This is a genomic window from Methylobacillus sp., from assembly GCF_036844465.1.
GTDB lineage: Bacteria > Pseudomonadota > Gammaproteobacteria > Burkholderiales > Methylophilaceae > Methylobacillus.
In genome coordinates this window covers 175,913-199,496 of the sequence record NZ_DAIUFW010000005.1, presented here as the reverse complement: position 1 = coordinate 199,496, position 23,584 = coordinate 175,913, and the positions used below count along the sequence as shown (strand labels likewise).

General features: G+C 55.6%; 20 protein-coding genes. 12 read left to right on the top strand and 8 right to left on the bottom strand.

Annotation, left to right across the window (positions count from 1 at the left end; genetic code table 11):
* The 5 genes from V7Z75_RS08835 (at window position 1) to V7Z75_RS08815 (ending at window position 6,402) form a co-directional block, all read left to right on the top strand.
* Window positions 1–540: a GspH/FimT family pseudopilin gene (locus V7Z75_RS08835; protein WP_334108291.1), complete on the top strand. Its 540-nt coding sequence runs from the start codon at window positions 1–3 to the stop codon at window positions 538–540.
* Complete coding sequence (locus V7Z75_RS08830) at window positions 531–983, top strand: type IV pilus modification PilV family protein (RefSeq protein WP_334108249.1); 453 nt, start codon at window positions 531–533, stop codon at window positions 981–983. Before V7Z75_RS08835 ends, V7Z75_RS08830 begins: the two co-directional genes overlap by 10 nt.
* A complete protein-coding gene (locus V7Z75_RS08825; protein ID WP_334108248.1) occupies window positions 980–2,017 on the top strand; it encodes a PilW family protein in 1,038 nt (345 codons plus the stop codon). The genes V7Z75_RS08830 and V7Z75_RS08825 overlap by 4 nt, the downstream gene beginning before the upstream one ends.
* Window positions 2,014–2,625, top strand: coding sequence for a pilus assembly PilX family protein (locus tag V7Z75_RS08820; protein WP_334108247.1), 612 nt, complete (start codon window positions 2,014–2,016; stop codon window positions 2,623–2,625). Before V7Z75_RS08825 ends, V7Z75_RS08820 begins: the two co-directional genes overlap by 4 nt.
* 918 nt (window positions 2,626–3,543) lie before the next feature.
* Window positions 3,544–6,402, top strand: a complete 2,859-nt coding sequence (locus V7Z75_RS08815) for a pilus assembly protein (protein ID WP_334108246.1) — start codon at window positions 3,544–3,546, stop codon at window positions 6,400–6,402.
* Between the two features lie 50 nt (window positions 6,403–6,452).
* On the opposite strand, the gene gshB is transcribed toward V7Z75_RS08815, so the two are convergent.
* From gshB to V7Z75_RS08790, 5 genes are all read right to left on the bottom strand, one after another.
* Window positions 6,453–7,394, bottom strand: a complete 942-nt coding sequence (gshB, locus tag V7Z75_RS08810) for a glutathione synthase (RefSeq protein ID WP_334108245.1) — start codon at window positions 7,392–7,394, stop codon at window positions 6,453–6,455.
* 3 nt (window positions 7,395–7,397) lie between these two features.
* On the bottom strand, window positions 7,398–8,681 hold the full coding sequence (gene gshA, locus V7Z75_RS08805) for a glutamate--cysteine ligase (RefSeq protein ID WP_334108290.1): 1,284 nt from the start codon (window positions 8,679–8,681) through the stop codon (window positions 7,398–7,400).
* Between the two features lie 154 nt (window positions 8,682–8,835).
* Complete coding sequence (locus V7Z75_RS08800; protein ID WP_334108244.1) at window positions 8,836–10,200, bottom strand: ammonium transporter; 1,365 nt, start codon at window positions 10,198–10,200, stop codon at window positions 8,836–8,838.
* Window positions 10,201–10,210: 10 nt separating this feature from the next.
* Complete coding sequence (glnK, locus tag V7Z75_RS08795; protein WP_334108243.1) at window positions 10,211–10,549, bottom strand: P-II family nitrogen regulator; 339 nt, start codon at window positions 10,547–10,549, stop codon at window positions 10,211–10,213.
* Between the two features lie 88 nt (window positions 10,550–10,637).
* On the bottom strand, window positions 10,638–11,417 hold the full coding sequence (locus V7Z75_RS08790) for a TorF family putative porin (RefSeq protein WP_334108242.1): 780 nt from the start codon (window positions 11,415–11,417) through the stop codon (window positions 10,638–10,640).
* Between the two features lie 239 nt (window positions 11,418–11,656).
* Here V7Z75_RS08790 and V7Z75_RS08785 point away from each other — a divergent pair, with 239 nt between their 5' ends.
* The 6 genes from V7Z75_RS08785 (at window position 11,657) to V7Z75_RS08760 (ending at window position 20,754) form a co-directional block, all read left to right on the top strand.
* Window positions 11,657–11,902 carry an accessory factor UbiK family protein gene (locus tag V7Z75_RS08785; RefSeq protein WP_334108241.1) on the top strand — a complete coding sequence of 82 codons (246 nt, stop codon included), beginning with the start codon at window positions 11,657–11,659 and terminating at the stop codon, window positions 11,900–11,902.
* Window positions 11,903–11,904: 2 nt separating this feature from the next.
* The gene (locus tag V7Z75_RS08780; protein ID WP_334108289.1) at window positions 11,905–13,395 is read left to right on the top strand and encodes a YifB family Mg chelatase-like AAA ATPase; all 1,491 of its coding nucleotides are present in this window, start codon (window positions 11,905–11,907) and stop codon (window positions 13,393–13,395) included.
* Entirely contained in the window at window positions 13,396–14,442 is a 1,047-nt protein-coding gene (locus tag V7Z75_RS08775) for a VIT1/CCC1 transporter family protein (RefSeq protein WP_334108240.1), read from the top strand.
* 123 nt (window positions 14,443–14,565) lie between these two features.
* A complete protein-coding gene (metH, locus tag V7Z75_RS08770; RefSeq protein ID WP_442919902.1) occupies window positions 14,566–18,339 on the top strand; it encodes a methionine synthase in 3,774 nt (1,257 codons plus the stop codon).
* 49 nt (window positions 18,340–18,388) lie between these two features.
* Complete coding sequence (gene mpl, locus V7Z75_RS08765) at window positions 18,389–19,771, top strand: UDP-N-acetylmuramate:L-alanyl-gamma-D-glutamyl-meso-diaminopimelate ligase (RefSeq protein ID WP_334108238.1); 1,383 nt, start codon at window positions 18,389–18,391, stop codon at window positions 19,769–19,771.
* 35 nt (window positions 19,772–19,806) lie between these two features.
* Complete coding sequence (locus tag V7Z75_RS08760; protein ID WP_442919904.1) at window positions 19,807–20,754, top strand: energy transducer TonB; 948 nt, start codon at window positions 19,807–19,809, stop codon at window positions 20,752–20,754.
* Between the two features lie 26 nt (window positions 20,755–20,780).
* On the opposite strand, the gene V7Z75_RS08755 is transcribed toward V7Z75_RS08760, so the two are convergent.
* Window positions 20,781–21,239, bottom strand: a complete 459-nt coding sequence (locus V7Z75_RS08755; protein WP_334108236.1) for an HIT family protein — start codon at window positions 21,237–21,239, stop codon at window positions 20,781–20,783.
* A gap of 161 nt (window positions 21,240–21,400) precedes the next feature.
* On the opposite strand from V7Z75_RS08755, the gene V7Z75_RS08750 reads away from it, so the two are divergent.
* Window positions 21,401–22,312, top strand: coding sequence for an SdiA-regulated domain-containing protein (locus tag V7Z75_RS08750; protein ID WP_334108235.1), 912 nt, complete (start codon window positions 21,401–21,403; stop codon window positions 22,310–22,312).
* 11 nt (window positions 22,313–22,323) lie between these two features.
* Here V7Z75_RS08750 and V7Z75_RS08745 read toward each other — a convergent pair whose 3' ends face one another.
* Both V7Z75_RS08745 and V7Z75_RS08740 read right to left on the bottom strand, forming a co-directional pair.
* Complete coding sequence (locus V7Z75_RS08745) at window positions 22,324–22,878, bottom strand: NADPH-dependent FMN reductase (RefSeq protein WP_334108234.1); 555 nt, start codon at window positions 22,876–22,878, stop codon at window positions 22,324–22,326.
* 33 nt (window positions 22,879–22,911) lie between these two features.
* A complete protein-coding gene (locus V7Z75_RS08740) occupies window positions 22,912–23,568 on the bottom strand; it encodes a pyridoxamine 5'-phosphate oxidase family protein (RefSeq protein WP_334108233.1) in 657 nt (218 codons plus the stop codon).
* Window positions 23,569–23,584 lie beyond the last annotated feature (16 nt).

The window sequence follows — 23,584 nt, the reverse complement described above, 5'->3', positions numbered from 1 at the left end:
ATGAGACAACAAGGCTTCACTCTGGTGGAAATGATGGTGACATTGTTTGTCCTGGCTATCCTATTGGCTGTTGCCGTGCCAAGTTTCCGCGAAATGCTGTTGAATTTCCAGATCCGGGCGGCGGCGGAAGGATTGAATACCGGATTGCAGCTCGCGCGGGCGGAAGCGATCCGTCGCAATACCAATGTCGTTTTCACGCTGAATGAAAATGCCACCTGGAAAATAGGCTGCCAAGTGGTGGTGGCAGATGATGACAATGATGGCGTGGACGACTGTCCTGAAGTCATCCAGAGCAAGGAAGGCGTGGAGGGTGCGGCCAAGGTGAGTATCGAGGTCGATCCAGCAGGAGCCGCGAGCGTGACCTTCAATGGCTTGGGCCGGGTGACGTACAACAATGACGGCAGCAATGTCATGCGCCAGATCGATATTGATGCCAATGAAGGCAGTAGCCGGAATCTACGCATTCTGATCAGGGGCGGTAGTGTGCATTTCTGTGATCCCAATGTAACAGCAGCCGGAGACCCGCGTATATGCGCCTAAATCATATTCATGCCAAGCGCCGTGCTGCGCAGGGCGGCTCTATCCTGCTGGAAGGGCTGATTGCTATCCTGGTGTTCTCCATGGGGATATTGGCAATCATCGGTTTGCAGGCCAGCTCCATGAGAACCGTGTCTGATGCCCAATATCGTCTGGAGGCGAGCTATCTGGCTAATCGCTTGGTTGCCAGCATCTGGGCTTCAGGGTCGGCGCAGATCAACAATTATGGTTTGCCAGGGGGCAGCTCTCCCGAGTTGGCTGCCTGGCTGGCAGATGTGAAAAACCGATTGCCAGGCGCTGAAACCCAGGCGCCTACGGTGCTTATTGCTGGTGATGCTACTGCGGGCTATACCGCTACGGTCACCGTGTTCTGGCAACCGCCCTCGGAAACAGAGCCGCACAGTTACACCACTGTTGCCTATATCAACAACAATGCTGCGCCATGAAGACAATAACGATATTGAAACCTCAACACGGGTACAGCCTGGTGGAAATCATGGTCGGCATGACCATAGGTTTGCTTGGCCTGCTGGTAATTGCGCAAGTGCTGTCCGTATCGCAGGACAGCAACCGTACCACGAGCAGCGGCGGCAATGCGCAGCAGAATGGCGCGCTGGCCTTGCTGGCGATCGAGCGTGACATCAGGCAGGCCGGGTATGGCATGAACGTATCGCAGAACCTGGGTTGCCAAGTGATAGGCGTTGACAGCAACACGGGGCGTGATGTGCGTTTCCTGTTTACCCCTGCCGTGATTACCCAGGGACTGGATACGGCGCCTGACGAGATTCAATTGACCTACAGCAATGCCAGCATGGTCACTAGCCCGGCGGCTCTGATGAAAAATTCCGTGGTGACCGGGTCCAATACTGTCTATACCGTGACAAATCGTTTCGGCTTTACCGTGGGCGATCTGATCGTTGCCGCAACGCCAGGCCAGGATTGTGACTTGGCTCAGATTACGACCACACCAGCCAACCCTTACCAGAACGATATCCAGAATGCCAGCACCGCGCGTTTCCATGGCAGCCAGGTTTTCAGCACAGGGGCCCAAATCTACAACATGGGCAAGAACCCGGTCAGCAACCGTTATTCCATTGTGGATCAAGGTTTGCGGGTATTCTCCGAGATCACCGGAGAAACCGAGATTGTGGCTGATGGCATTGTGGATTTGCAGGCGGATTACGGCATCAATGTCGATGGCGATAGTGAGGGGCAGGTGGATGAATACCGTACTTCCCCTGATCTCGATGGCAACGGCGTCATCAGTTGGGATGAATGGGAAAAGGTCATGGCTGTCCGTATCGGGCTGGTGAGCCGCAGCAGCAAAAGGGAAGCTAGTACGGTGACGGATGACGTTCCCACCTGGGTAGGCGGCACCTTCCACAATGTGACCACTCGGGAAGACTGGAAGCAATATCGTTATCGCGTGTTTGAAACCACCGTGGTGATCCGCAATATCCTATGGAAGCCGCCCACATGAAGATCGCACACTCATACACAACAGCTTCTGCCGCCACCCAGCGCGGCGTAGTGCTCATGGTGGCCTTGATTGTGTTGATCGCCATGACGCTGGCCGCGCTTGCCCTCTGGCGTGCGGTCGACTCTGGCAACGTCATTGCCGGTAATCTTGCTTTCAAGCAGTCCGCCACCATGTCTGCCGACCGCGGTTTGCAGGCGGCTCTGGTGTGGCTGGACAACAATCGCAATGCGCTCAATGACAGCAACCTGACGCAAGGATATGTTGCCAATACCCTCAATACCGAGCCGGATTGGTACAGCAATGCCATCTGGAGCAATGCGGTGGATGTAGGCACGGATGCAGCAGGAAACCGCGTGCAATACCTTATCCATAGGCTTTGTCGCACTACAGGCGCTTATAACGGGGAAGATGGCGCGGGCGTGACTAATTCATGCTCGACATCATTATCAAAAGCGCCGGCAACCAACGCCACGCTGGGTAGCAGCCTGCAAATTGGTGCTGCCGTATATCAGTCCAATCCATCCGTGTACTACCGCATTACCGCCCGCGTGCTCGGACCACGCAACACTATAAGCATTGTCCAGGCAACCGTGATGGTTCCGGTGTAATTACAAGTTAAGTATCCAGCGTTTCCAGGGGAGCAAAAAATGACACGATCAACTCAACGAATTTTCTGCTGGCAAGCCGTCTTGCTTACTGTTTGTCTGATAGCTTCCGCATGGAGCGCGCAAGCCGAGGTGACGGATATTTCCAGTAACCCCATGTCTACCGCCTCCGGCACAGTAGTACGCCCAAACGTAATGTTTGTGCTGGATGATTCGGGAAGTATGAATTACAACTACATGCCGGATTATCTGGCAACAACTGGTAAATGTTGGACGAGTAGTGGCTTGATGAATACAACGTGTCAGGGTACTTCAACCAATGGGGGTAAACCTACGAATGGTGGAGATCCTCCAATTTACAGCTCTTTTGTCAATACGGTTTACTACAATCCAGCCATCAGCTATACGCCACCAGTTAGTCCATGCGATGTATCACAAACGCTGCCAGCCATGAATAGCGCCAATACCAATGGATGGAAGGCAGTGAGAGTGGCTGGCCACTCTATCAATAATGATACTTGCGCCCAGAGTTCCACAACTGCAAATATCCTGAATCAATATCCTGAGCGTAAATATTGCAAAAGCTCAAGCTCTTCCGATTGCAAACGGAATGGCATTGATACTGTTGCAAATTCCAACCGTGTTGGTTATGACTGGCCTAATAGCACATATGCTTCCGGAAGAAATTTTCAGGATGGTAACCCTCATTATTTTCTGATTAACCCCAAGGAGTATTGCACAACAAGTAAGCTCGAAGTATGTGAATTAAGAACAACGCCTGATGCAACATTTAGTTATCCCGCTTATGTCAGGTATTGCAACTCAGCGACCAATGCCAGTGCGACAGGTGTAGTCAGTGGTAGTGGCAAATGCCAAGATAAATATACTGGCTCATATACTTTTGCCAGATATGGAAATTTTGTGAGAGTTGACATTACTTCTGGCAAGACTTTTACTAAATATCCAGATCGTGAAGATTGCGCAGGCGCATCTTGCAGCTATGCGGAAGAAATGACCAATTTCGCCAATTGGTATGCCTATTACCGCACACGCGCATTTGCCATGAAAAGTGCCGCAGGCAGGGCGTTTGCAACCATTGATAACAGTTATCGGGTTGGGTTTGTCACCATTAATCCAGGCTCGAAGGTAAAATCGGATAAATATCTCAAGATTGATGATTTTGAGCCCACTCATAAGGCGAACTGGTATAAGAAGTTCTATGCATCGAGCTCCAGCGGGAATACTCCATTGCGTCAAGCGCTTTCCCGTGTGGGGCGGCACTATGCAGGAAAAAAAGATGGCATTAATGCTGGGATGGAGGAAGATCCAGTGCAATTTGCCTGTCAGCAGAACTTCGCCATTCTGACCACCGATGGTTACTGGAATGATGCCGCAGGGGTAACAAAAGACGGTGGAACGATTGGCAATCAAGACAATATAGATGAAGGTTATTCCAGACGTGCAGATGGCGCATATGACGGCGACCCAAAGAAGATTGTAAATAAAAAAGAGGTTGATGCAGCAGACGAAACATTGGCTGATGTTGCCATGTATTACTACAAAACCGATTTACGTCCAGATATGGAAGACAAGGTGCCAACCACCAGCAAGGACAGAAATGCCAAGCAGCATATGAATACATTCACGCTTGGTTTAGGGTTGGATGGAGAGTTGAATTATCGCCCAGATTATGAAACCGCCAATGAAGGTGATTTTGCCGAGATCAAGCAGGGATTGAAGGATTGGCCAATACCTGCGGCCAATTCTCCGAGTGCGCTTGACGATCTCTGGCATGCTGCTGTCAACGGTCGTGGCTTGTATTTCAGTGCAAAACAGCCCAAGGAGTTGATTTCCGGTTTGCGCAGCGCCCTGGCGGGTGTGTCGGAAAGAACCGGGGCTGCGGCTGCATCAGCGACCAGCAGTCCCAATATCACCCATACCGATAACTTTATTTTCAGCTCCACTTATCGCAGCTTGCATTGGGATGGTGATGTGCAGGCGCAGACGATCAACCCGACCGATGGCACGGTAAGCGAGGCCAATGTCTGGAGCGCTCAGGCGCAGTTGAATGGCAGTGGGCGGAATATTTACAAATATGATCGTACTCTCAAAGTCATTGAACCATTTGCATGGGCTAATCTGAGTACTGCGGAAAAAGCCTATTTCAATAATAAAGGTGAGTTACTTTCTCAGTACACTGATGGTTTGAATGCTGATACCAAGGTCATTGCAAATTCAGGCGAAAACCTGCTGAATTACTTGCGTGGCCAATCGGTGCATAGCGGGGAAGAGACGCAGACAGACAAGGCCTACCGCCTGCGTACGTATTTGCTGGGCGATATCGTGAACTCTGCGCCTGCTTATGTGAAACAGCCGCGATTCAATTTCATTGACAATGTCTCGCCCAACTATCAGGCATTCAAGACCGATGCTGCGCAGGCAAACCGTCATGGCATGCTGTATGTCGGCGGCAACGATGGCATGCTGCACGCTTTCAATACCACCAATGGTACCGAAAGTTGGGCTTACGTCCCACAGTCGGTCATGCCGAATATGTACAAGCTGGCGGACAAGAATTATGGCGCTAACCACCAGTTTTTGGTGGATGGATCACCCCAGGTGATGGATGTCTATGATGCTGCTACATCTGCCTGGCGCACGATTCTTGTCGGTGGGTTGAATGCAGGTGGGCGTGGATATTTCGCGCTGGATGTGACCAGTGAGGACAGCCCGAAAGCCTTGTGGGAGTTCTGTCATACCAATAGCTATTGCAACCGCTGGGATGAGGATCTTGGCCTGACCTATGGTAACCCGGTCATTACCAAGATGCCTGCGGGTAGCATCTATGCTGGACGCTGGGTAGTGATCTTTACGTCAGGCTACAACAATGTATCGCCTGGCAATGGACAGGGGTATTTGTATATTGTCGATGCCATTACCGGTGCATTGATCCAAAAGCTGGGTACAGGCGAGGGGGCGGCAGAAAGCCCTAGCGGGTTTGCTAAGCTGGCGAGTAGTTCCGGCATTAATGGTAATGCCGATATTGATGCGGCGTCAGTGGCATTGTATGGCGGCGACCTGGAAGGCAACCTGTGGAAGGTGAATCTGGAAACTTCTGTTCCAACCATAACGCGTATGGCTAAATTGACCGATCCTGTGGGGTTGGGTCAGCCCATCACTACCAAGCCGGAAATCGGCAAAGTGCCCAAGGTGACGGAGCCAGTGATTTTTGTGGCGACAGGGCGTTATCTTGGCTTGAGCGACGTGACCAATACCCAGCGGCAATCGGTATATGCCATTCGTGATAATGGCGTGAATTACAACGGACGCTCCTTGACACCGCGCGCAATTACCCATGGCGATACGACATCATCCATTACTGGCGGTGTTCTGGATTGGGCGAGCGGCGGCTGGTATGTGGATTTGCCCGAGTCGCGCGAACGCGTCAATCTTGATCCCCAGTTGGCATTGGGTACACTGACCGTCAACAGCAATACGCCACAGATTGATGGTGGGAATGCGGATGGCTGCTCACTGGGGGGTACAACACGCGCCTACCAGTTTGATTTCAGGACTGGCCTGATGGTGCCTGGTGCCACTACTTTTGGTCAGAAACTTTCTACAGGCTTGTCGGTGGGTATGGTGATCGTGCGTTTGCCCAATGGGCAGCTCAAGGCCATCATCACTGATGCGCAAGGTAGAAAGACGACCATAGGCATTGATACGGCTGCCTCTGACACCGTATCGCGGCGCACAGGGTGGCGGGAGCTGACCAAGTAGGGGGTGTAATTGCCGAGTGCGAGTGAAAAGCCGGGGAGTCCCCGGCTTTTTTATTGATGGTGCTGTTGTTCCAGCTTGTCCAGCAAGATACCTGCCGGATTGCAATCCGTCTGTGCGGCAATTTCCACCATGCCGGTCGGGCTGGTGACGTTGATTTCGGTCAAGTAGTCACCGATGACATCCAGGCCGACCAGGAATAATCCTTTTTCCTTGAGCAGTTTGCCGACTGTGACGGCGATTTCGTGATCGCGGGCGCTCAATGGTTGCGCTATGCCTTTGCCGCCTGCGGCGAGATTGCCGCGGGTTTCGCCGTTCTGCGGGATGCGTGCCAGGGCATAGGGCAGCGGCTCGCCGTCGATGACGATGATGCGCTTGTCGCCCTGTGCGATGGCGGGCAGGTAGCGTTGCGCCATGACGGTTTGCCCGCCGTGGCGCGTGATGGTTTCGAGGATGACGCCGAGGTTGGGATCGTCCTGGCGCAGGCGGAAGACGCTGCTGCCTCCCATGCCGTCCAGCGGCTTGACTACGATATCCTGGTGTTCTGCAAGAAACTCACGAATCAGGTTTTGATCGCTGCTGACAAGGAAAGTGGGCGCAAACTGCGGGAAGTTGAGCACGTCTAGCTTTTCGTTCCAGTCGCGGATGGCAGTCGGGTTGTTGTAGACGCGCGCGCCTTGTTTTGCCGCTTGCTCCAGCAGGTAAGTGCTGTAGAGGTATTCGTTGTCGAAGGGCGGATCCTTACGTATGAAAATGGCGTCAAATACCTGTGGCGTTTCTTCCTGCATATCGCCCAGCGCATACCATGAATCGCCATCGGCGAATGCAAATGGTCGCACTCTCAGACGGGCATTGTCATGGCGCAGGAACAAGTAGTGCTGCATGGCGACGAACAGGCTGTGACCGCGCCTAGAGGCTTCGCGCATGATGGCGAGGCTGGTGTCCTTGTAGGGTTTGAGGCTGTCCAGCGGGTCGAGGATAAAGGCTAAATCCATGGTTCAGTCCTGAAAATCCGGGTCGGTTTCCTGCAACTCTATCGCGGCGGCGAGCAATGCCAGCCGCGCCACCACGCCATAGGCATAGAAGCGGTTGGGCGGCGCGTCGGGCGCGCCTGCACAATCGGGCGTGGTGCAAGGCGTTTCGAACGCCAGGGGCTCAAAATGCATACCGGGTGCATTGAGGTTTTCGTCGATGCCGCGCGAGGTGTGGACGCGGTAAAAGCCGCCGACTACGAAGTGGTCCATCATGTAGACCACGGGCTCGGCCACGCCGTCGTTCAGCACTTCGAAGGTATACACGCCTTCCTGCAGGATGACTTCGCTGACTTTCAGGCCTTCCTTGACGACGGACATCTTGTTGCGCTGCTTGCGGTTGAGATCGCGCACGTCATCGGCATTTTTCACCGTCATGATACCCATGCCGTAGGTGCCTGCATTTGCCTTGACGATGACGAAGGGCTCCTGCGTCACGCCGTATTCCGCATATTTGGCGCGGATTTTTACCAGCAGGGCTTCCACTTTTTCAGCTAACTGGTCCTCGCCTGTCCGTGCATGGAAATCCAATCCGGCGCAGGTATCGAAATAGGGATTGAGCAGCCAGGGGTCGATATCCAGCAATTGGCTGAATTCATTGACAACTCGGTCATAGGCGGCGAAGTGCTGCGATTTGCGCCGTGTGGACCAGCCTGCGTGCAAGGGCGGAATCAGCGCTTGCTCCAGGCCTTGCAGAATCTCGGGGATGCCGCCAGAGAGGTCGTTGTTGAGCAGAATGGCGCAGCTGTCGAAATCTTCCAGCACCAGCCGGTTGCCCTTGCGCTGCACCGGTTCCAGCAGGATGCTGTGGCCATCGTGCGTTTCCAGGTGCGTGGGTTCGGTAATCTCGGGAGAAATGCTGCCGATGCGTACTTCCATGCCTGCCTGACGCAGGATATGGGTGAGGGCGTAGATATTGCGCAGGTAAAAGGTGTTGCGGGTATGGTTCTCAGGGATGAGTAATAACCGGTGAGCGTCAGGACAGATTTTTTCTACTGCCACCATGGTGGCCTGGATACATAAGGGCAGGAAATCCGGATTCAGGTTATTGAATCCGCCGGGAAACAGATTGGTATCCACAGGCGCCAGCTTGAAGCCTGCATTACGTAAATCCACAGAGGCATAAAACGGTGTGCCATATTCCAGCCACTGATTGCGGAACCAGTGTTCTATGCGTGGCATGCTTTCCAGCAGGCGTTTTTCCAGTGTCAGCAACGGACCGGTCAAGGCGGTCGTCAGGTGGGGAACCATCATAAGAATTTAGTCTGGCTAGTGATTAAAGGTAGCCGCTGATTCTAGCCTAAAGCAGAAACACGAGTGAAAAAAAAGGCGCATGACTGGCATGCGCCGGAGGAGGAGATTGTGCATGAAACGGGCGCTGGCACGCCCGTTGGTGGTTCAAGGTTTAGTAGTGGTAAGCGCGTTCGCCATGTTCGGCAGTATCCAGGCCTTCGCGTTCGGCTTCCTCGCTGACACGCAGGCCGATGACCACATCCACGATCTTGAACAGGATATAGCTGCCAAGCCCGCCCCAGACGATGGTGACGCCGACTGCAACCGCCTGTGCATAGAGCTGGCTCATCATGGAGCCGCCCTCTTCATAGCCCACGCCGCCAAAATCAGCGCTCATGAGGATGCCGGTGCCGATGGCGCCGATCAATCCGGCGACACCGTGGATGCCGAAGACATCAAGGGAGTCATCGTAGCCAAGTTTGGCCTTGAGGCTGATGACTGCCCAGAAGGCGATCACGCTGGCGACAAATCCAAGAATGATGGCACCCAGCGGGCCGATGAAACCACAGGCGGGAGTCACGGCAACCAAGCCTGCAACCGCACCGGATACTGCGCCCAGCAGGGAGGGCTTGCCCTTGAATATCCACTCGGCAAACAACCAGCCCATGACAGCGGCGCCAGTGGCGACCTGGGTGTTGATCATCGCCAGGCCTGCAGTGCCGTCAGCAGCGAGTTCGCTGCCGACATTGAAGCCGAACCAGCCTACCCACAGCATGGCTGCGCCGACCATGGTCAGGGTGATACTGTGCGGAGGCATGGCTTCACGGCCATATCCCAGACGCTTGCCTACCACCAATGCGCCAACCAGTGCTGCAATACCGGCATTCATATGCACGACAGTGCCGCCGGCAAAGTCAGCAGCTTCCAATACGGCGAGGAAGCCACCGCCCCAGACCATGTGCGCGATCGGGATATAGACAAAAGTCACCCAGAGCGCGAGGAAGACGAGCACGGCGGAGAACTTCATGCGTTCCGCAAAACCGCCCACGATCAGCGCCGGCGTCAAGGCGGCAAACGTCAGCTGGAAAGTGATGAAGACATATTCCGGGATGGTGCCGCCTTCCAGCAGGCTGTCGGGCGTGACGCCGGACAGGAATGCTTTGCTGAAACCGCCGATGACGCTGTTCAGGCTGCCACCATCGGTAAAGGTCAGGCTGTAGCCATACGCGACCCAGAGCAGGGACATCAGCGCAGTGGTGACGAATACCTGCGTCAGGATGGAAACCATGTTCTTGGCGCGTACCAGGCCACCGTAGAACAGGGCGATGCCCGGCACGATCATGAACAGGACCAGCACCGTGGCGATCATGGTCCAGGCGGTATCTCCTGCACTGAGCGTGGCAACGGCTTGCGTTGCGGCAGGTGCAATTTCGGTAATGACGGTGTCGTTGACGATCAGAGACTCTTCTGCCGCCAACGCCAGGCTGGAAAAGCCCAATAAGCCACATAGGGCAAGCATGGAAAGAATATTTTTCATATCAGGCTCCTTACAGCGCATCAGCGCCAGTTTCACCTGTGCGGATGCGGTACACCTGCTCCAGGTCAAAAACAAAAATCTTGCCGTCGCCGATCTTGCCGGTAGTGGCGGATTTCTCGATGGCTTCTATCACCTGGTCAAGCAGGTCGTCGGCAATTGCGATTTCCAGTTTGACCTTGGGCAGGAAATCGACGATGTATTCTGCGCCCCGGTAAAGCTCGGTATGGCCCTTCTGGCGGCCAAAGCCCTTGACCTCGGTGACGGTGATGCCCTGCACGCCAATGGCGGAAAGGGCTTCACGCACTTCGTCGAGCTTGAATGGCTTGATGATGGCGGATACAAGTTTCATGGATGTCTCCTTGTTGCGGGATGGTTAAGCAATCCGGGAGGCAAGGCAGGCATTGACATTGCCCGGCTTGTCCCCAGGGTATTCAAGTTCAGAAAGTCTTTTGCACGAAGATGGTCACGGTGTCCTTGCCGATGTTCTTGCCGTCGATCTTCCAGGCATCATCCGTATCGGAGCCGGTGTAGTAGCCGCCTGCTACCACGCCGTTGTCCCAGCTTCTGGTCATGCCCAGCTTCCAATCGGTATAGGAAAATGCCTTGTCGTTGGAAGCGCCGGCGGTCTTGCCATCAAAGTATTGATAGCCGACATGGGCCAGAATGGCGTAACCGGTTTCACCAATCGGCAGGTCGAGCGCCAGATCGAGATAATTGGAACCGCGACCGTCCTTGATGCCAAACGCGCCATTGGAAATGACATAAGAATTTTTTAGCGTGACCGGCCCCCAGCTCAATGCGCCATAGATTTCTGTCGTGTCAGGGCGTTGCACGCCACTGATGGTTTTGCCAGGATAAAAATATTGCAGCAGGCCCACGTCATAGCTGATGCCGCTATCGCCGAAGGTATTGGTGTAGCCGCCGTACACATCCCATTCCATGCTGTTGTCTTCCTTGTAGCCGCCATCGTTTACCCAGCTGACGTTGGAGCCCCAGGTGCCAAGATAGAAGCCGCTGGCGTGTGCGTAGTCCACACCGCCTTGCAACGCGGGTTCATGCGCGGTTTGCGTCAGGCCGCGGAAGATATATTGGCTGGTCACGCCAATGTTGTAGGTGACGGAGTGCGGAGAGGTTTCTGTGCCGGACTCTTCCGCCATGACAACGGCAGGTGTTGCGAATGTGCCCAGAATGCCTGCAAGTAGCAGAGAGTGACGCATGATGTACCCTTTCAGTGAGTTAAAAACAAAAAACTTCTGTTGGGTAATAAGCAACACTTGTGCCATTAATTAAACATTCATATAAATCAAATGGTTACTAATGATTTTTGGAATTTTCTATCGATCCAGAATGGTGCGTGGTCTGAAGGTGGAGGATAAGTGATTGAGTTTGTTGTATTTAATAGGGTTTTGACGGAAAGGAAACCTGCTAAACTAGCACTCCTCCTGGAGTTATTGACATGATGAATAGCCAATTTTTTGAAGATTTATCCAATAAAATCAAAGAAATGTATGATGCATCACCCGCAGAGGATATGGAGCGCAACATGCATGCCCTGTTAAAGGGCGCATTCACCAAGCTGGAGCTTGTGACGCGCGAGGAGTTTGATATCCAGGCGGAAATCCTGCGCAAAACCCGCGAACAATTGGCCGAATTGGAACAACAATTGGCGGAGATCGAGGCGCGGCTGGAGCAATCTGCTTGAGCATGGCGCTGGCGGTGTTGCACAGCCGCGCGCTGGCCGGGATGGAGGCGCCGGAAGTTGCGGTAGAAGTGCATTTGGCTAACGGCTTGCCGAGCTTTACTATCGTTGGTCTGCCCGAGGCCGAGGTCAAGGAAAGCAAGGACAGGGTGCGTGCTGCCCTGCAGACCGCACAGTTCGAGTTTCCGGCCCGTCGAATCACCGTCAACCTTGCTCCGGCTGATCTGCCCAAGGAAAGCGGGCGCTATGACCTGCCGATCGCCCTCGGGATTCTTGCCGCTTCCGGGCAGATTCCCGCGCAAGCGCTGGATCAATATGAGGTAGCAGGCGAGTTGGCCTTGACTGGCGAGCTGCGTCCGATACGCGGCGCACTCGCCATGATGTGCAAGGCCAGAGATAGCGGACGTGCGTTCATCCTGCCCCGCGAAAGTGCGGCAGAAGCCGCGTTGGTGCAAGGGGCAACCGTCCTGCCAGCCAACAGTTTGTTGCAGGTATGCGCTCATTTGGCTGGACGCGAGCTATTGCTGCCTCAACCAGTTACGGTGGAAAAGGTGTCGCGCAACGAAGCTGATTTTGCCGAGGTGAAAGGCCAGCTCCAGGCCAAGCGCGCGTTGGAGGTGGCTGCCGCAGGCGGGCATAGCGTGCTGATGTCCGGGCCGCCGGGTACTGGAAAATCCATGCTGGCCTCGCGTTTTGCTGGGGTGCTGCCTGCCATGACGGAAGCCGAGGCATTGGAATCCGCCGCGATCCAGTCGCTGGGCAAAGGCTTTCGCGCCAGCGATTGGGGAAAGCGGCCTTATCGCGCGCCGCACCATACTGCTTCCGGCGTGGCGCTGGTGGGCGGCGGTGCAATCCCCAAGCCCGGCGAGATTTCGCTGGCGCATCACGGGGTCTTGTTTCTGGATGAACTGGCGGAGTTCGACCGCAAGGTGCTGGAGGTGCTGCGCGAGCCATTGGAATCCGGACATATCACCGTCTCGCGCGCCGCGCGGCAGGCAGAGTTTCCTGCACGCTTCCAGTTGATTGCCGCGATGAACCCTTGTCCGTGCGGTTATTTCGGCCATCCCAACGGCAAATGCCGTTGCACGCCGGACCAGGTTTCGCGCTACCGGCATCGTCTGTCCGGCCCTTTGCTGGACCGGATCGACATTCATATCGAAGTTCCTGCCTTGAGCGAGAATGAGTTAATCAATGCCCCCGCAGGGGAGGCCAGCGCAGCAATACAGATACGGGTCGAGCAGGCGCGGCAGCGACAATTGCAGCGCCAGGGCGTAAACAACCATGTGCTGACGAGCGGGCAGGTGGATGAATATTGCCAGCCGGATGAAGCTGGGAGCGCTTTGCTGAGACAGGCGATTACCCGGCTTGACCTGTCCGCGCGGGCTTACCATCGCATACTCAAGGTAGCCCGTACCATCGCTGACCTGGCCGCCAGCGATACCATTCAAGCCGCGCATATCGCCGAGGCTGTGCAGTACCGCAGGTTAGGATTATAGATGGCTGATGATCTGAAAGGTTGGCGCGAGGAACAGCGCTCCGCCTATATTTACAAGGCATTGTCACAATACGAGCGGGATACGCGGCTGGCTGCCATGTTTGCCGGACTTGCCGAGGCTGCAATTACCCAGGCAGGCATCTGGGAGCAGAAGCTGGCTAAGGCCGGCCATGTGGTGGCAGCCTATCAGCCGGATTGGCGAGCCAGGATAATTGTATGGTTGTTGCGCAGCATTGGCCCCAGACGTATCCGCCACTTGCTGGCTGCCAACAAGGTGCGCGGTATTTCGGCGTATGGGACGAGGCGGGTCGAGTTGGCATCGCATGCCATGCCCGTGAAAGTGCAGGAAGTTGGTAGCAGACACAGGCTGGCGAGCAATAATGGCGGCCTGCGGGCGGCGGTATTTGGCATCAATGATGGCCTGGTCTCCATTGCCTGCCTGGTGCTTGGGGTGGCGGGCGCGGAAAGCAGCGCGAAGCTGATTTTGCTGTCCGGCGTGGCCGGTTTGCTTGCTGGAGCATTCTCCATGGCGGCTGGCGAATATATTTCCATGCGTTCCCAACGTGATTTGTTTGAACACCAGATTGCGCTAGAGCGGGAAGAGCTGGCGCTTTACCCAGAACAGGAAGCAGCGGAACTGGCCCTGATTTATGAGGCAAGGGGCATGACCAGCGAAGAAGCCAGGCATCTGGCGAATCGGCTGGTCGCGGATCCGGAACTCGGATTGGAAGTGCTGACCCGCGAAGAGCTGGGCCTGAATCCTGATGAGTTGGGGTCGCCGTGGGCGGCGGCTATTTCCTCGTTTGTTTCGTTCCTGATCGGCGGCACCATCCCTTTGCTGCCATGGCTGCTGGATATGCAGGCTAGCGCGTTTGAGCTGGCTTTTGCCCTGACCGGCAGCGCTTTGTTCGTTGTCGGCGCTTCGCTCGCATTTTTCAGCGGACGCAGCATGTTATATGGCGGTATGCGCATGCTGCTGATCGGCTCGGCAGCAGGCGGGATGACCTACTGGATAGGCAGTCTACTGAGTACTGCGATGGCGCTTTAGGCAAGGCACTGGCTGCGTGTTATGCGCGATGCTGCCGCTGCCTTATAATGACGGCCTGAATATTCCATTGTCCGGCAATGGTTGTTTTGCCGGTATTTAAGGTTTTGCATGAAACATTACGACATGTCCTCCACTGAAGCGTTGCTGCGTGAAATCCTCGCCAAGCGCATCATGATCCTGGACGGTGCCATGGGCACCATGATCCAGCAATACAAGCTGACGGAGGAGGACTATCGCGGTGGGCCGCAGGGGCGCTTCGCCGATTTTTCCGCGCCGGAAGGCGAGCGCGAGCTGTTCGTCAAAGGCAACAACGAGCTCCTGACCCTGACCCAACCGCACATCATCCAGGATATCCACGAGCAATACCTAGCGGCAGGCGCGGACATCATCGAGACCAACACCTTCGGTGCCACCAGTGTGGCGCAGGAGGATTACTTCATGGGGCATCTGGCCTATGAAATGAACGTGGAGGCGGCAAAGCTGGCGCGTGCGGCTTGCGACAAGTATTCCACGCCGGATAAGCCGCGCTTTGCCGCGGGTGCGCTGGGGCCGACACCCAAGACCGCCTCCATTTCGCCGGATGTAAACGACCCTTCGGTGCGCAACATCACCTTCGACCAGCTGGTGGCGTCCTATCACGAGCAGACGCGCGGGCTGGTCGAAGGCGGCGCGGACATCCTGCTGGTCGAGACCATTTTCGACACCCTGAACTGCAAGGCGGCTTTGTTCGCGATCGACCAGTATTTCGAGGAAACCGGCAAGCGCCTGCCCATCATGATCTCGGGTACAGTCACTGACGCTTCGGGCCGTATCCTCTCCGGCCAGACGGTGCCCGCATTCTGGAATTCCATCCGCCACGCCAGACCGCTGACGGTAGGGCTCAATTGCGCGCTGGGAGCGGCGCTGATGCGGCCTTATGCAGAAGAGCTGAGCAGGATTGCCGATACTTTTGTCTGCATCTATCCCAACGCCGGTCTGCCCAACCCCATGTCGGAGACCGGCTTTGACGAAACACCGGAAGACACCTCGGCCCTGTTGAAGGATTTTGCCGACAGCGGCTTCGTCAACGTCGCCGGTGGTTGTTGCGGCACGACGCCGCCGCATATCGCGGCGATTGCGGAAACCATCAAGGACATCCCGCCGCGCCGCGTGCCGGAGATTCCCGTGGCGACACGGCTGTCCGGCCTGGAGCCTTTCACCATCGATGAAAACTCGCTGTATGTGAACGTGGGTGAACGCACAAATGTGACGGGCTCCAAAGCGTTTGCACGCATGATCCTCAACGAGAAGTATGAAGAAGCGCTGGTGGTAGCGCGGCAGCAGGTGGAGAACGGCGCGCAGGTGATCGACATCAACATGGACGAGGGCATGCTGGATGCCGTGCATGCCATGACGCATTTCCTCAATCTGGTAGCGTCCGAGCCGGATATTGCCCGCGTACCTATTATGATCGACTCTTCGAAATGGAGCGTCATCGAGGCAGGCCTGAAGTGCGTGCAGGGCAAATCCATCGTCAACTCCATCTCCATGAAGGAAGGCGAGGCGGAATTCCTGCGCCAGGCCGCGTTATGCCGCCGCTACGGCGCGGCAGTGATCGTGATGGCATTTGATGAGGTCGGCCAGGCCGATACCTGCGAGCGCAAGATAGAAATCTGCAAGCGCGCCTACGACCTGCTGGTGGAGAAGCTGGATTTTCCGCCGGAAGACATCATTTTCGACCCCAATATCTTCGCCATCGCCACCGGCATTGAGGAACACAACAACTACGCCGTGGACTTCATCAATGCCACGCGCTGGATCAAGGAAAACCTGCCGCATGCGCGGATTTCCGGTGGTGTGTCCAACGTCAGCTTCAGCTTCCGCGGCAACGACGTGGCGCGCGAGGCGATTCATGCCGTGTTCCTCTACCACGCAATCAAGGCGGGCATGACCATGGGCATCGTCAATGCGGGCATGATAGGCGTTTACGACGACCTCGACCCCGAGTTGCGCGAGCGCGTGGAGGACGTGGTGCTGAACCGGCGCGAGGATGCCACCGAGCGCATGATTGAGTTCGCCGCGACTCTGGCTGCGGGCGGTAAAAAGCAGGAAGCTACGCTGGAGTGGCGCGGCACGCCGGAAAATCCGGCATCTGTGGAAAAGCGCATGGAATATGCCATGGTGCATGGCATTACCGAATTCATTGTGGCCGATACTGAAGAAGCACGGCAGAAGATCATGGGTAATGGCGGGCGGCCTATTCAAGTCATTGAAGGGCCGCTTATGGATGGCATGAATGTGGTGGGCGACCTATTCGGGCAGGGCAAGATGTTCCTGCCGCAGGTGGTGAAGTCCGCGCGCGTCATGAAGCAGGCGGTGGCCCATCTGATCCCGTTCATCGAAGAGGAAAAACGCGCCGAGGAAGCGCGCACCGGCATCGTTGCCAAGCCCAAGGGCAAGATGGTGATCGCCACGGTCAAGGGCGATGTGCACGATATTGGCAAGAATATCGTTTCCGTGGTGTTGCAATGCAATAACTTCGAAGTGGTCAACATGGGCGTAATGGTGCCGTGCGCGGAAATCCTGGAACAGGCCAAGGCGACCGGGGCGGACATCATCGGCCTGTCCGGCCTGATTACCCCGTCATTGGAGGAAATGGCCTACGTCGCGCGCGAAATGCAGCGCGACCCTTATTTCCATGGCATCAAGATGCCGCTGCTGATCGGGGGAGCCACCACTTCGCGCGCGCATACCGCCGTCAAGATCGCGCCGCATTACGACGGCCCGGTGATCTATGTGCCGGACGCCTCGCGCTCGGTCGCGGTGATGCAGTCGCTGCTGACGCCGGAGCAGCGCGACAGTTATGTCGCTGAAGTCAATGCAGACTATGAACGCGTGCGTACCCAGCATGCCAACAAGAAGGGCGTGCCGATGCTGAAGCTGGCGGACGCCAGGGCCAACAAGGCCAAGCTCAGCTTCACCGGGGAATATGCGCCGGTCAGGCCAAAATTCATCGGCAGGCGAGTGTTCAAGAACATCGACCTCGCGACCATCGCGCGATATATCGACTGGGGGCCGTTCTTTCAGACCTGGGACCTGGCCGGGTTCTATCCCGCCATCCTGGAGGACGAGATTGTGGGCGAAGCTGCGACCAAGTTGTTCGCAGAAGGTCAGGAGATGCTCAAGAAAATCATCGAGGGGCGCTGGCTGACCGCCAATGGCGTGATTGCGCTCTTACCCGCCAACAGCGTCAATGACGATGATATCGAGATCTACACGGATGAAAGCCGCAATGAGGTAGCGTTCACTTACTACGGCATGCGCCAGCAGACGCAGAAACCTGTCGTCAACGGCGAGCAGCGTCCTAACCAGTGCCTGGCGGATTTTATCGCACCCAAGGAAAGCGGCATTGCTGATTACATTGGCATGTTTGCCGTCACCGGTGGCCTGGATATCGAAAAGCACTTGCAGCGTTACGAGGCGGAGCAGGACGATTACAACAGCATCCTGCTGAAATCATTGGCGGACCGTCTGGCGGAAGCCTTCGCCGAATACCTGCACGAGCGCGTGCGCAAGGATTTATGGGGCTATGCCTCAGATGAAATCCTGAGCAATGAGGAGCTCATCAAGGAAAAATATCGCGGTATACGTCCCGCGCCGGGTTATCCTGCCTGTCCCGACCATACCGTCAAGCCGGATATGTTCAACTTGATGAAGTGCGAGGAAGTGAACATCCAGCTGACCGATGCGTTTGCGATGATACCGGCGGCGGCTGTGTCCGGGTTCTATTTCGCCCACCCTGAATCCCGCTATTTCAGTGTCGATAAAATAGGCGAAGACCAGTTGTTGGATATGGCGAACCGCCGCAGCCTGCCGCGCGAATACCTGGAACGCTGGCTGGCGGCCAACCTGTCCTGAGCGGCGTTGGTGAACATTGACCTGAATCTGAAAGCGAATTAGAAGCATCATGCATATTCATATCCTCGGTATTTGTGGCACGTTCATGGGCGGCATTGCCGTGCTTGCCAAGCAAGCCGGACACCGCGTGACCGGCTGCGACGCCAATGTCTATCCGCCCATGAGCACCCAGCTTGAGGCGCAGGGCATAGAATTGGTGGAAGGCTTCGGCCCGGAGCAGGTGTCGCTCAACCCGGATATCTTCGTGGTCGGCAACGTGGTGGCGCGCGGTAATCCCCTGATGGAGGAAATCCTCAATCGCGGCTTGCCTTATATTTCTGGCCCGCAATGGCTGGCCGAGAACATTCTCTATGCCAAGCCGGGGCAAGAAGCCAAGTGGGTGCTCGCCGTCGCGGGCACACACGGCAAGACGACGACCACTTCCATGCTGGCGTGGATACTGGAATATGCCGGGCTGGCGCCCGGTTTCCTGATTGGTGGTGTGCCGGAGAATTTCGCTATCTCCGCTCGCCTGCCGGGTGTGCCGCGCCAGGATGACAAGAGCATTTCCCCATTTTTCGTGATCGAGGCGGACGAGTACGACACGGCGTTCTTCGACAAGCGTTCCAAGTTCGTGCACTACCATCCGCGCACTGCGATTCTCAACAATCTGGAATTCGACCACGCTGACATCTTTGCAGACCTGCATGCCATCGAGACCCAATTTCACCATCTGGTGCGCACAGTCCCGAGTAACGGCCTCGTCGTCGCGAATGGCCGTGAGGATAGCCTCAAGTGCGTAATCCAACGCGGTTGCTGGACACCGGTAGAATATTTCGGCACCGATTGGCAGGCACAGGATGTCGATGCGGCAGGCAGTTTCACCGTGAGCTTTCAGGGCAAGGCGCAAGGCCGGGTGCAATGGGAACTGCTGGGCGAGCACAATCGCATGAACGCGCTGGCTGCGCTGGCCGCGGCGCGGCATGTGGGCGTCACGGTGGAAGTAGGCATCCAGGCATTGTCGGAATTCAGGAACGTCAAGCGTCGCATGGAGGTGCGCGGTGTGGTGAACGGCATCACGGTCTATGATGATTTTGCCCATCATCCGACGGCGATTGCCACTACTGTGGCGGGTTTGCGCGATAAAGTGGGCAAGGCACGCATTCTCGCCGTGCTGGAGCCGCGTTCAAACACCATGAAGCTGGGCGTGATGAAGTATGCCTTGCCGGGCAGTCTGACTGATGCCGACCTGGTATTCTGCTACGGTGAACACCTTGGTTGGGATGCGGCAGCGGCCTTGCAACCTATCCAGCACAAGGCAGCCGCTTTCGGCAGCCTGTCAGGGCTGGTGGATGCTGTCGCAGCCGAGGCGCAGCCGGGCGACCATATCCTGGTCATGAGCAATGGCGGATTTGGTGGTATTCATCAGCAACTGCTGCAAAGGCTGGCATAGTGAAATTCAAAGCAGTTTAACCAATGAAATTCAATATGAAACCGTTCAGGAACAGGGGGGTGCTTTGGTGGGCACTGCTCGTGTCAGCGGTTGTTCATGCAATTGTTATTGCTACACTGAATTTCGAGATGCCGGATCCCAAATTCTTCAAGGATAAAATCCTGCCGCTGGAAGTGGTGCTGGTGAATGCCAAGACGGAATCCAAGCCCAAGAAGGCCGATGCGTTGGCGCAAGCCAATCTCGACCGCGGCGGCAATACCGACCAGAACCGGCAGATGAAGACTGCGCTGCCCCCGCCCAAGAAAAAGAAAACCGAGGTAGCGCCCAAGCAGGCGGCAGAAGCTGCGGCTTCTTCACGTCCCGAACAGCAGAAACAGGAGCAGACGCCAGCGCAGGACAAGGTAGCCGAACTGGAGCGGCAGGCGCAGGCGTTGATGGATCAGATCAACCAGCAGAAAAAGCTGGAATCAGCCCCTGCACAGAGCGCTGCCACATCCACGCCTGACCAGGGGCAGCAGCAGGAAGCACCACGTAATTTCAACGCACGCGACTTGGTGGCCAGCAGTATGGATATTGCGCGACTGGAGGCGCAGATCGCCAAGCAGCAGGACGAATACCAGAAGCGGCCCAAGCGCAAGGAGTTGGGCGGACGGACGCAGGAATACCGTTTTGCCACTTATGTCGAGGCATGGCGGCAGAAGGTGGAGAAAATCGGTAATCTTAATTATCCTCAGGCTGCTAAGGAGCAGAAGCTCTACGGCAGTTTGGAGTTGTCCGTGGATATTCGCGCGGACGGTTCCATAGATAAAATCCGGGTGACACGCAGCTCAGGCCACAAGGTTTTGGATGATGCGGCCAAGCGTATTGTCGAGCTTGCCGCGCCCTATGCCACTTTCCCCGATGATATCCGCAAGGAGTTCGACATCATCGGCATTACCCGTACCTGGACGTTCACCAAGGAAGATAGCCTGGCAACACAATAAGCCAAGCAGGGGCTGGAGAGACTTCCTCAATCCGGCAGGATTTGCACTCCCTGATCCAGTCGAAGGGCAATGGCTTTCTTTAATGCCTCTATACTCTCAGTATCCAATGTTTGTGGCAGGCTTTCGCGTTTGCTTATCCCCCAGATCGGGTTGGGAAAGTGTCGGTCGCGTTTGAAACGCGGGATAACGTGCCAATGAACATGAGGCGTCATATTGCCCAGGCTGGCCAAGTTGATCTTGTCAGGCCGGAGGACTTCCCGCACCGCTTCTTCGACAGCAAAAACCACCAGCATGAGATGTTCACGTTCAGCAGGCTTGAGATCGCTCATTTCCTTTACGTGGCGGTTGAGGATGATGCGGCAGAATCCCGGATAGTCCTTGTCCTCAATGCGCACCACCCTGCATAAGGCATCCTGCCAGAGAATTTCCCCGCCTGAGGTGATGCAAAGTTCGCAGGTTTTGAGATACGAGGTTCTTCTGGTCATGATGTTTACTGATACGCTGGAAAAAATGGATTGGAGCACTGTTGCATATGATGTGAGTATGGCATGCAGTGCGGAACTTTGTACATCCAGGTCGTCTCCAACTCGAATTCTTCAATTTGCTACCATACTGGTCACGGCAGTACTACACGGATATCAACAAAATGACACGCCCCCTCTCTGGCAGGCTTACACGCCTGTTGTTATTGATTGCCTTGTTGCTGGGGCTGGCTTATGCCTTCAGGATGGAGTCGATTGTCTGGCATTTGTGGGGTGCGCAGCGGCAAAGCGCTGATACCACCAGCCCACGCCTCAAGGATTATGTCGTTGAGCGCGAGGCGATTGAAATACCCGGAGTCGGGAATGATTTGTCCGACCTGAGCTACAACCACGAAACCCATACCTTGTTCACTGTTTCCAACAAACAGCCTTTGATCGTTGAGTTATCGCTGGAAGGCAAGGTATTGCGTACCGTGCATGTCAAGGGAATCGGTGATATGGAAGGAATTGCACATGTTAGCGGCAACCGTTTTGTATTGCTTGATGAGGGAAAGTACAGCCTGGTGATGACGGATATCGAGGATGGTACAGATGAGGTGGATGTTAGCGATGCGCCTTCCTTTACGCTGGCCATGTATGCGGATGACAACAAGGGATTCGAAGGCGTGACCTGGGACCGGGAGCGACAGCGCTTGCTGGTTGCCAAGGAACGCTCACCCAAACGCGTAATTGCTGTCCAGGGATTTGTGGATGCCGAACCTGACCAGCCAACGACCATTCATATCGAGAAATTGCCTGAGACCGCTTCCAGCGGGCTCAGGGATCTATCTGCAGTCAGCTATGATGCCGATACCGGTCATATATTGCTGTTGAGCGATGATTCGCGCATGGTGGCGAAATATAATGCTGATGGCAAAAGACTGGATACTTTATCGCTCTGGCGTGGTTTCCAAGGGTTGAGTCGCACCGTGCCGCAAGCGGAAGGACTGGCGATCGGCCCCGACAAGCGTATTTATGTCATCAGCGAGCCCAACCTGTTTTATGTATTCAAGCCCAAGCCGGACTCGCAAACCTGACTAAACCTGTTCTAACCCCGCGTGGCAAATTGGGCAAAGCCCTGCACGAATTTGCGCAGATTTTCCCTGGTGCGCTCGTCCTGTAGCTGGTCCTGTTCATCAAACACTTCATGCGCGCGTGACACCAGCAACCTGCCGCCGCTCCAATAGCGCACTTCCAGTTGGCGCAGCACGGATAGCCAGGCATCCTGCGCGAGTATGGTGCCGAATCCCGATGGCGAAGCGCCCAGCACGGCAAAGGTGCGTTGCGAGAATACTTCCTCGATGTCCTTGGGCGGCCGGGAAAGCCAGTCGATAGCGTTCTTCATCACGCCGGGAATGCTGTGGTTGTATTCCGGACTGGCGAGGATAATGCCGTCGCTGGCGATAATCTTCTGCTTCAAGGCAGTGACGGCATCCGGGATGCCGGATTGCGCTTCCAGGTCGCCATCATAGAGTGGTATGCCATGCAGGGTGGCGATTTCCAGCTCGACCCCGGCGGGCGCCAATTCACGCGCTGCCTTGAGCAGGGCGGTGTTGAAGGAATGCTGGCGCAGGCTGCCTGAAATCCCGAGTAGTTTGGTCATGCTGTTCTCCTGTTGTGAAATATCAGTTCAAGTTCAGGCATTGCCTTGCACCACGAGTTCCGTATATTCCTCGAATGTGATGATGCCGCCCATGGTAGCGACCTTGGCGAGTTCCTCTGCATGCAACACGTCCTGTACGACGTCCAGCCGCTTCCATTGCGGTGCTGGCGTGGTGCAGCCAGCTTGTGGAATATAAGGAGAAGCCTGCACGCGGTGATGCTTGTGGATATAGCGCGGGCAATTGACGAACACTTCCTCGATCTTGACCCTCACTACCAGCTCTGCTTCCTGATATTCGGATAACAGTGGGTCATCCGCTGCGATACTGGCAGTGCCGTGCACGCGTACGCGGTGCGGCGTCTCGAAGTCGATAAACAGCATGCCGATCTTGGGATTGAGCGAGAGATTGCCCATTGAAAGGTACATGCTATTGCCATCCAGGCTGGGAAAAGCAAGCGTGGTATCGTCGAGTATCTTCACGAAACCAGGTGCCCCGCCTTTATGCGAGCAGGTGGGAAATCCGCGATGGTCAACGGTGGAAAGAAAGAAAAAATCCCGGCTGGCGATAAATCCAGCGTGTTCCTCTGGAATGGTGGGCGATACGATCAGGTCACGCACCCGGTCTGCCATGGCTACGCCATCGAACTGCTCCTGCCATTGCCGATGCTGCTCTCCATAGAATTCGCTCATTGCTTTTCTCCATGCC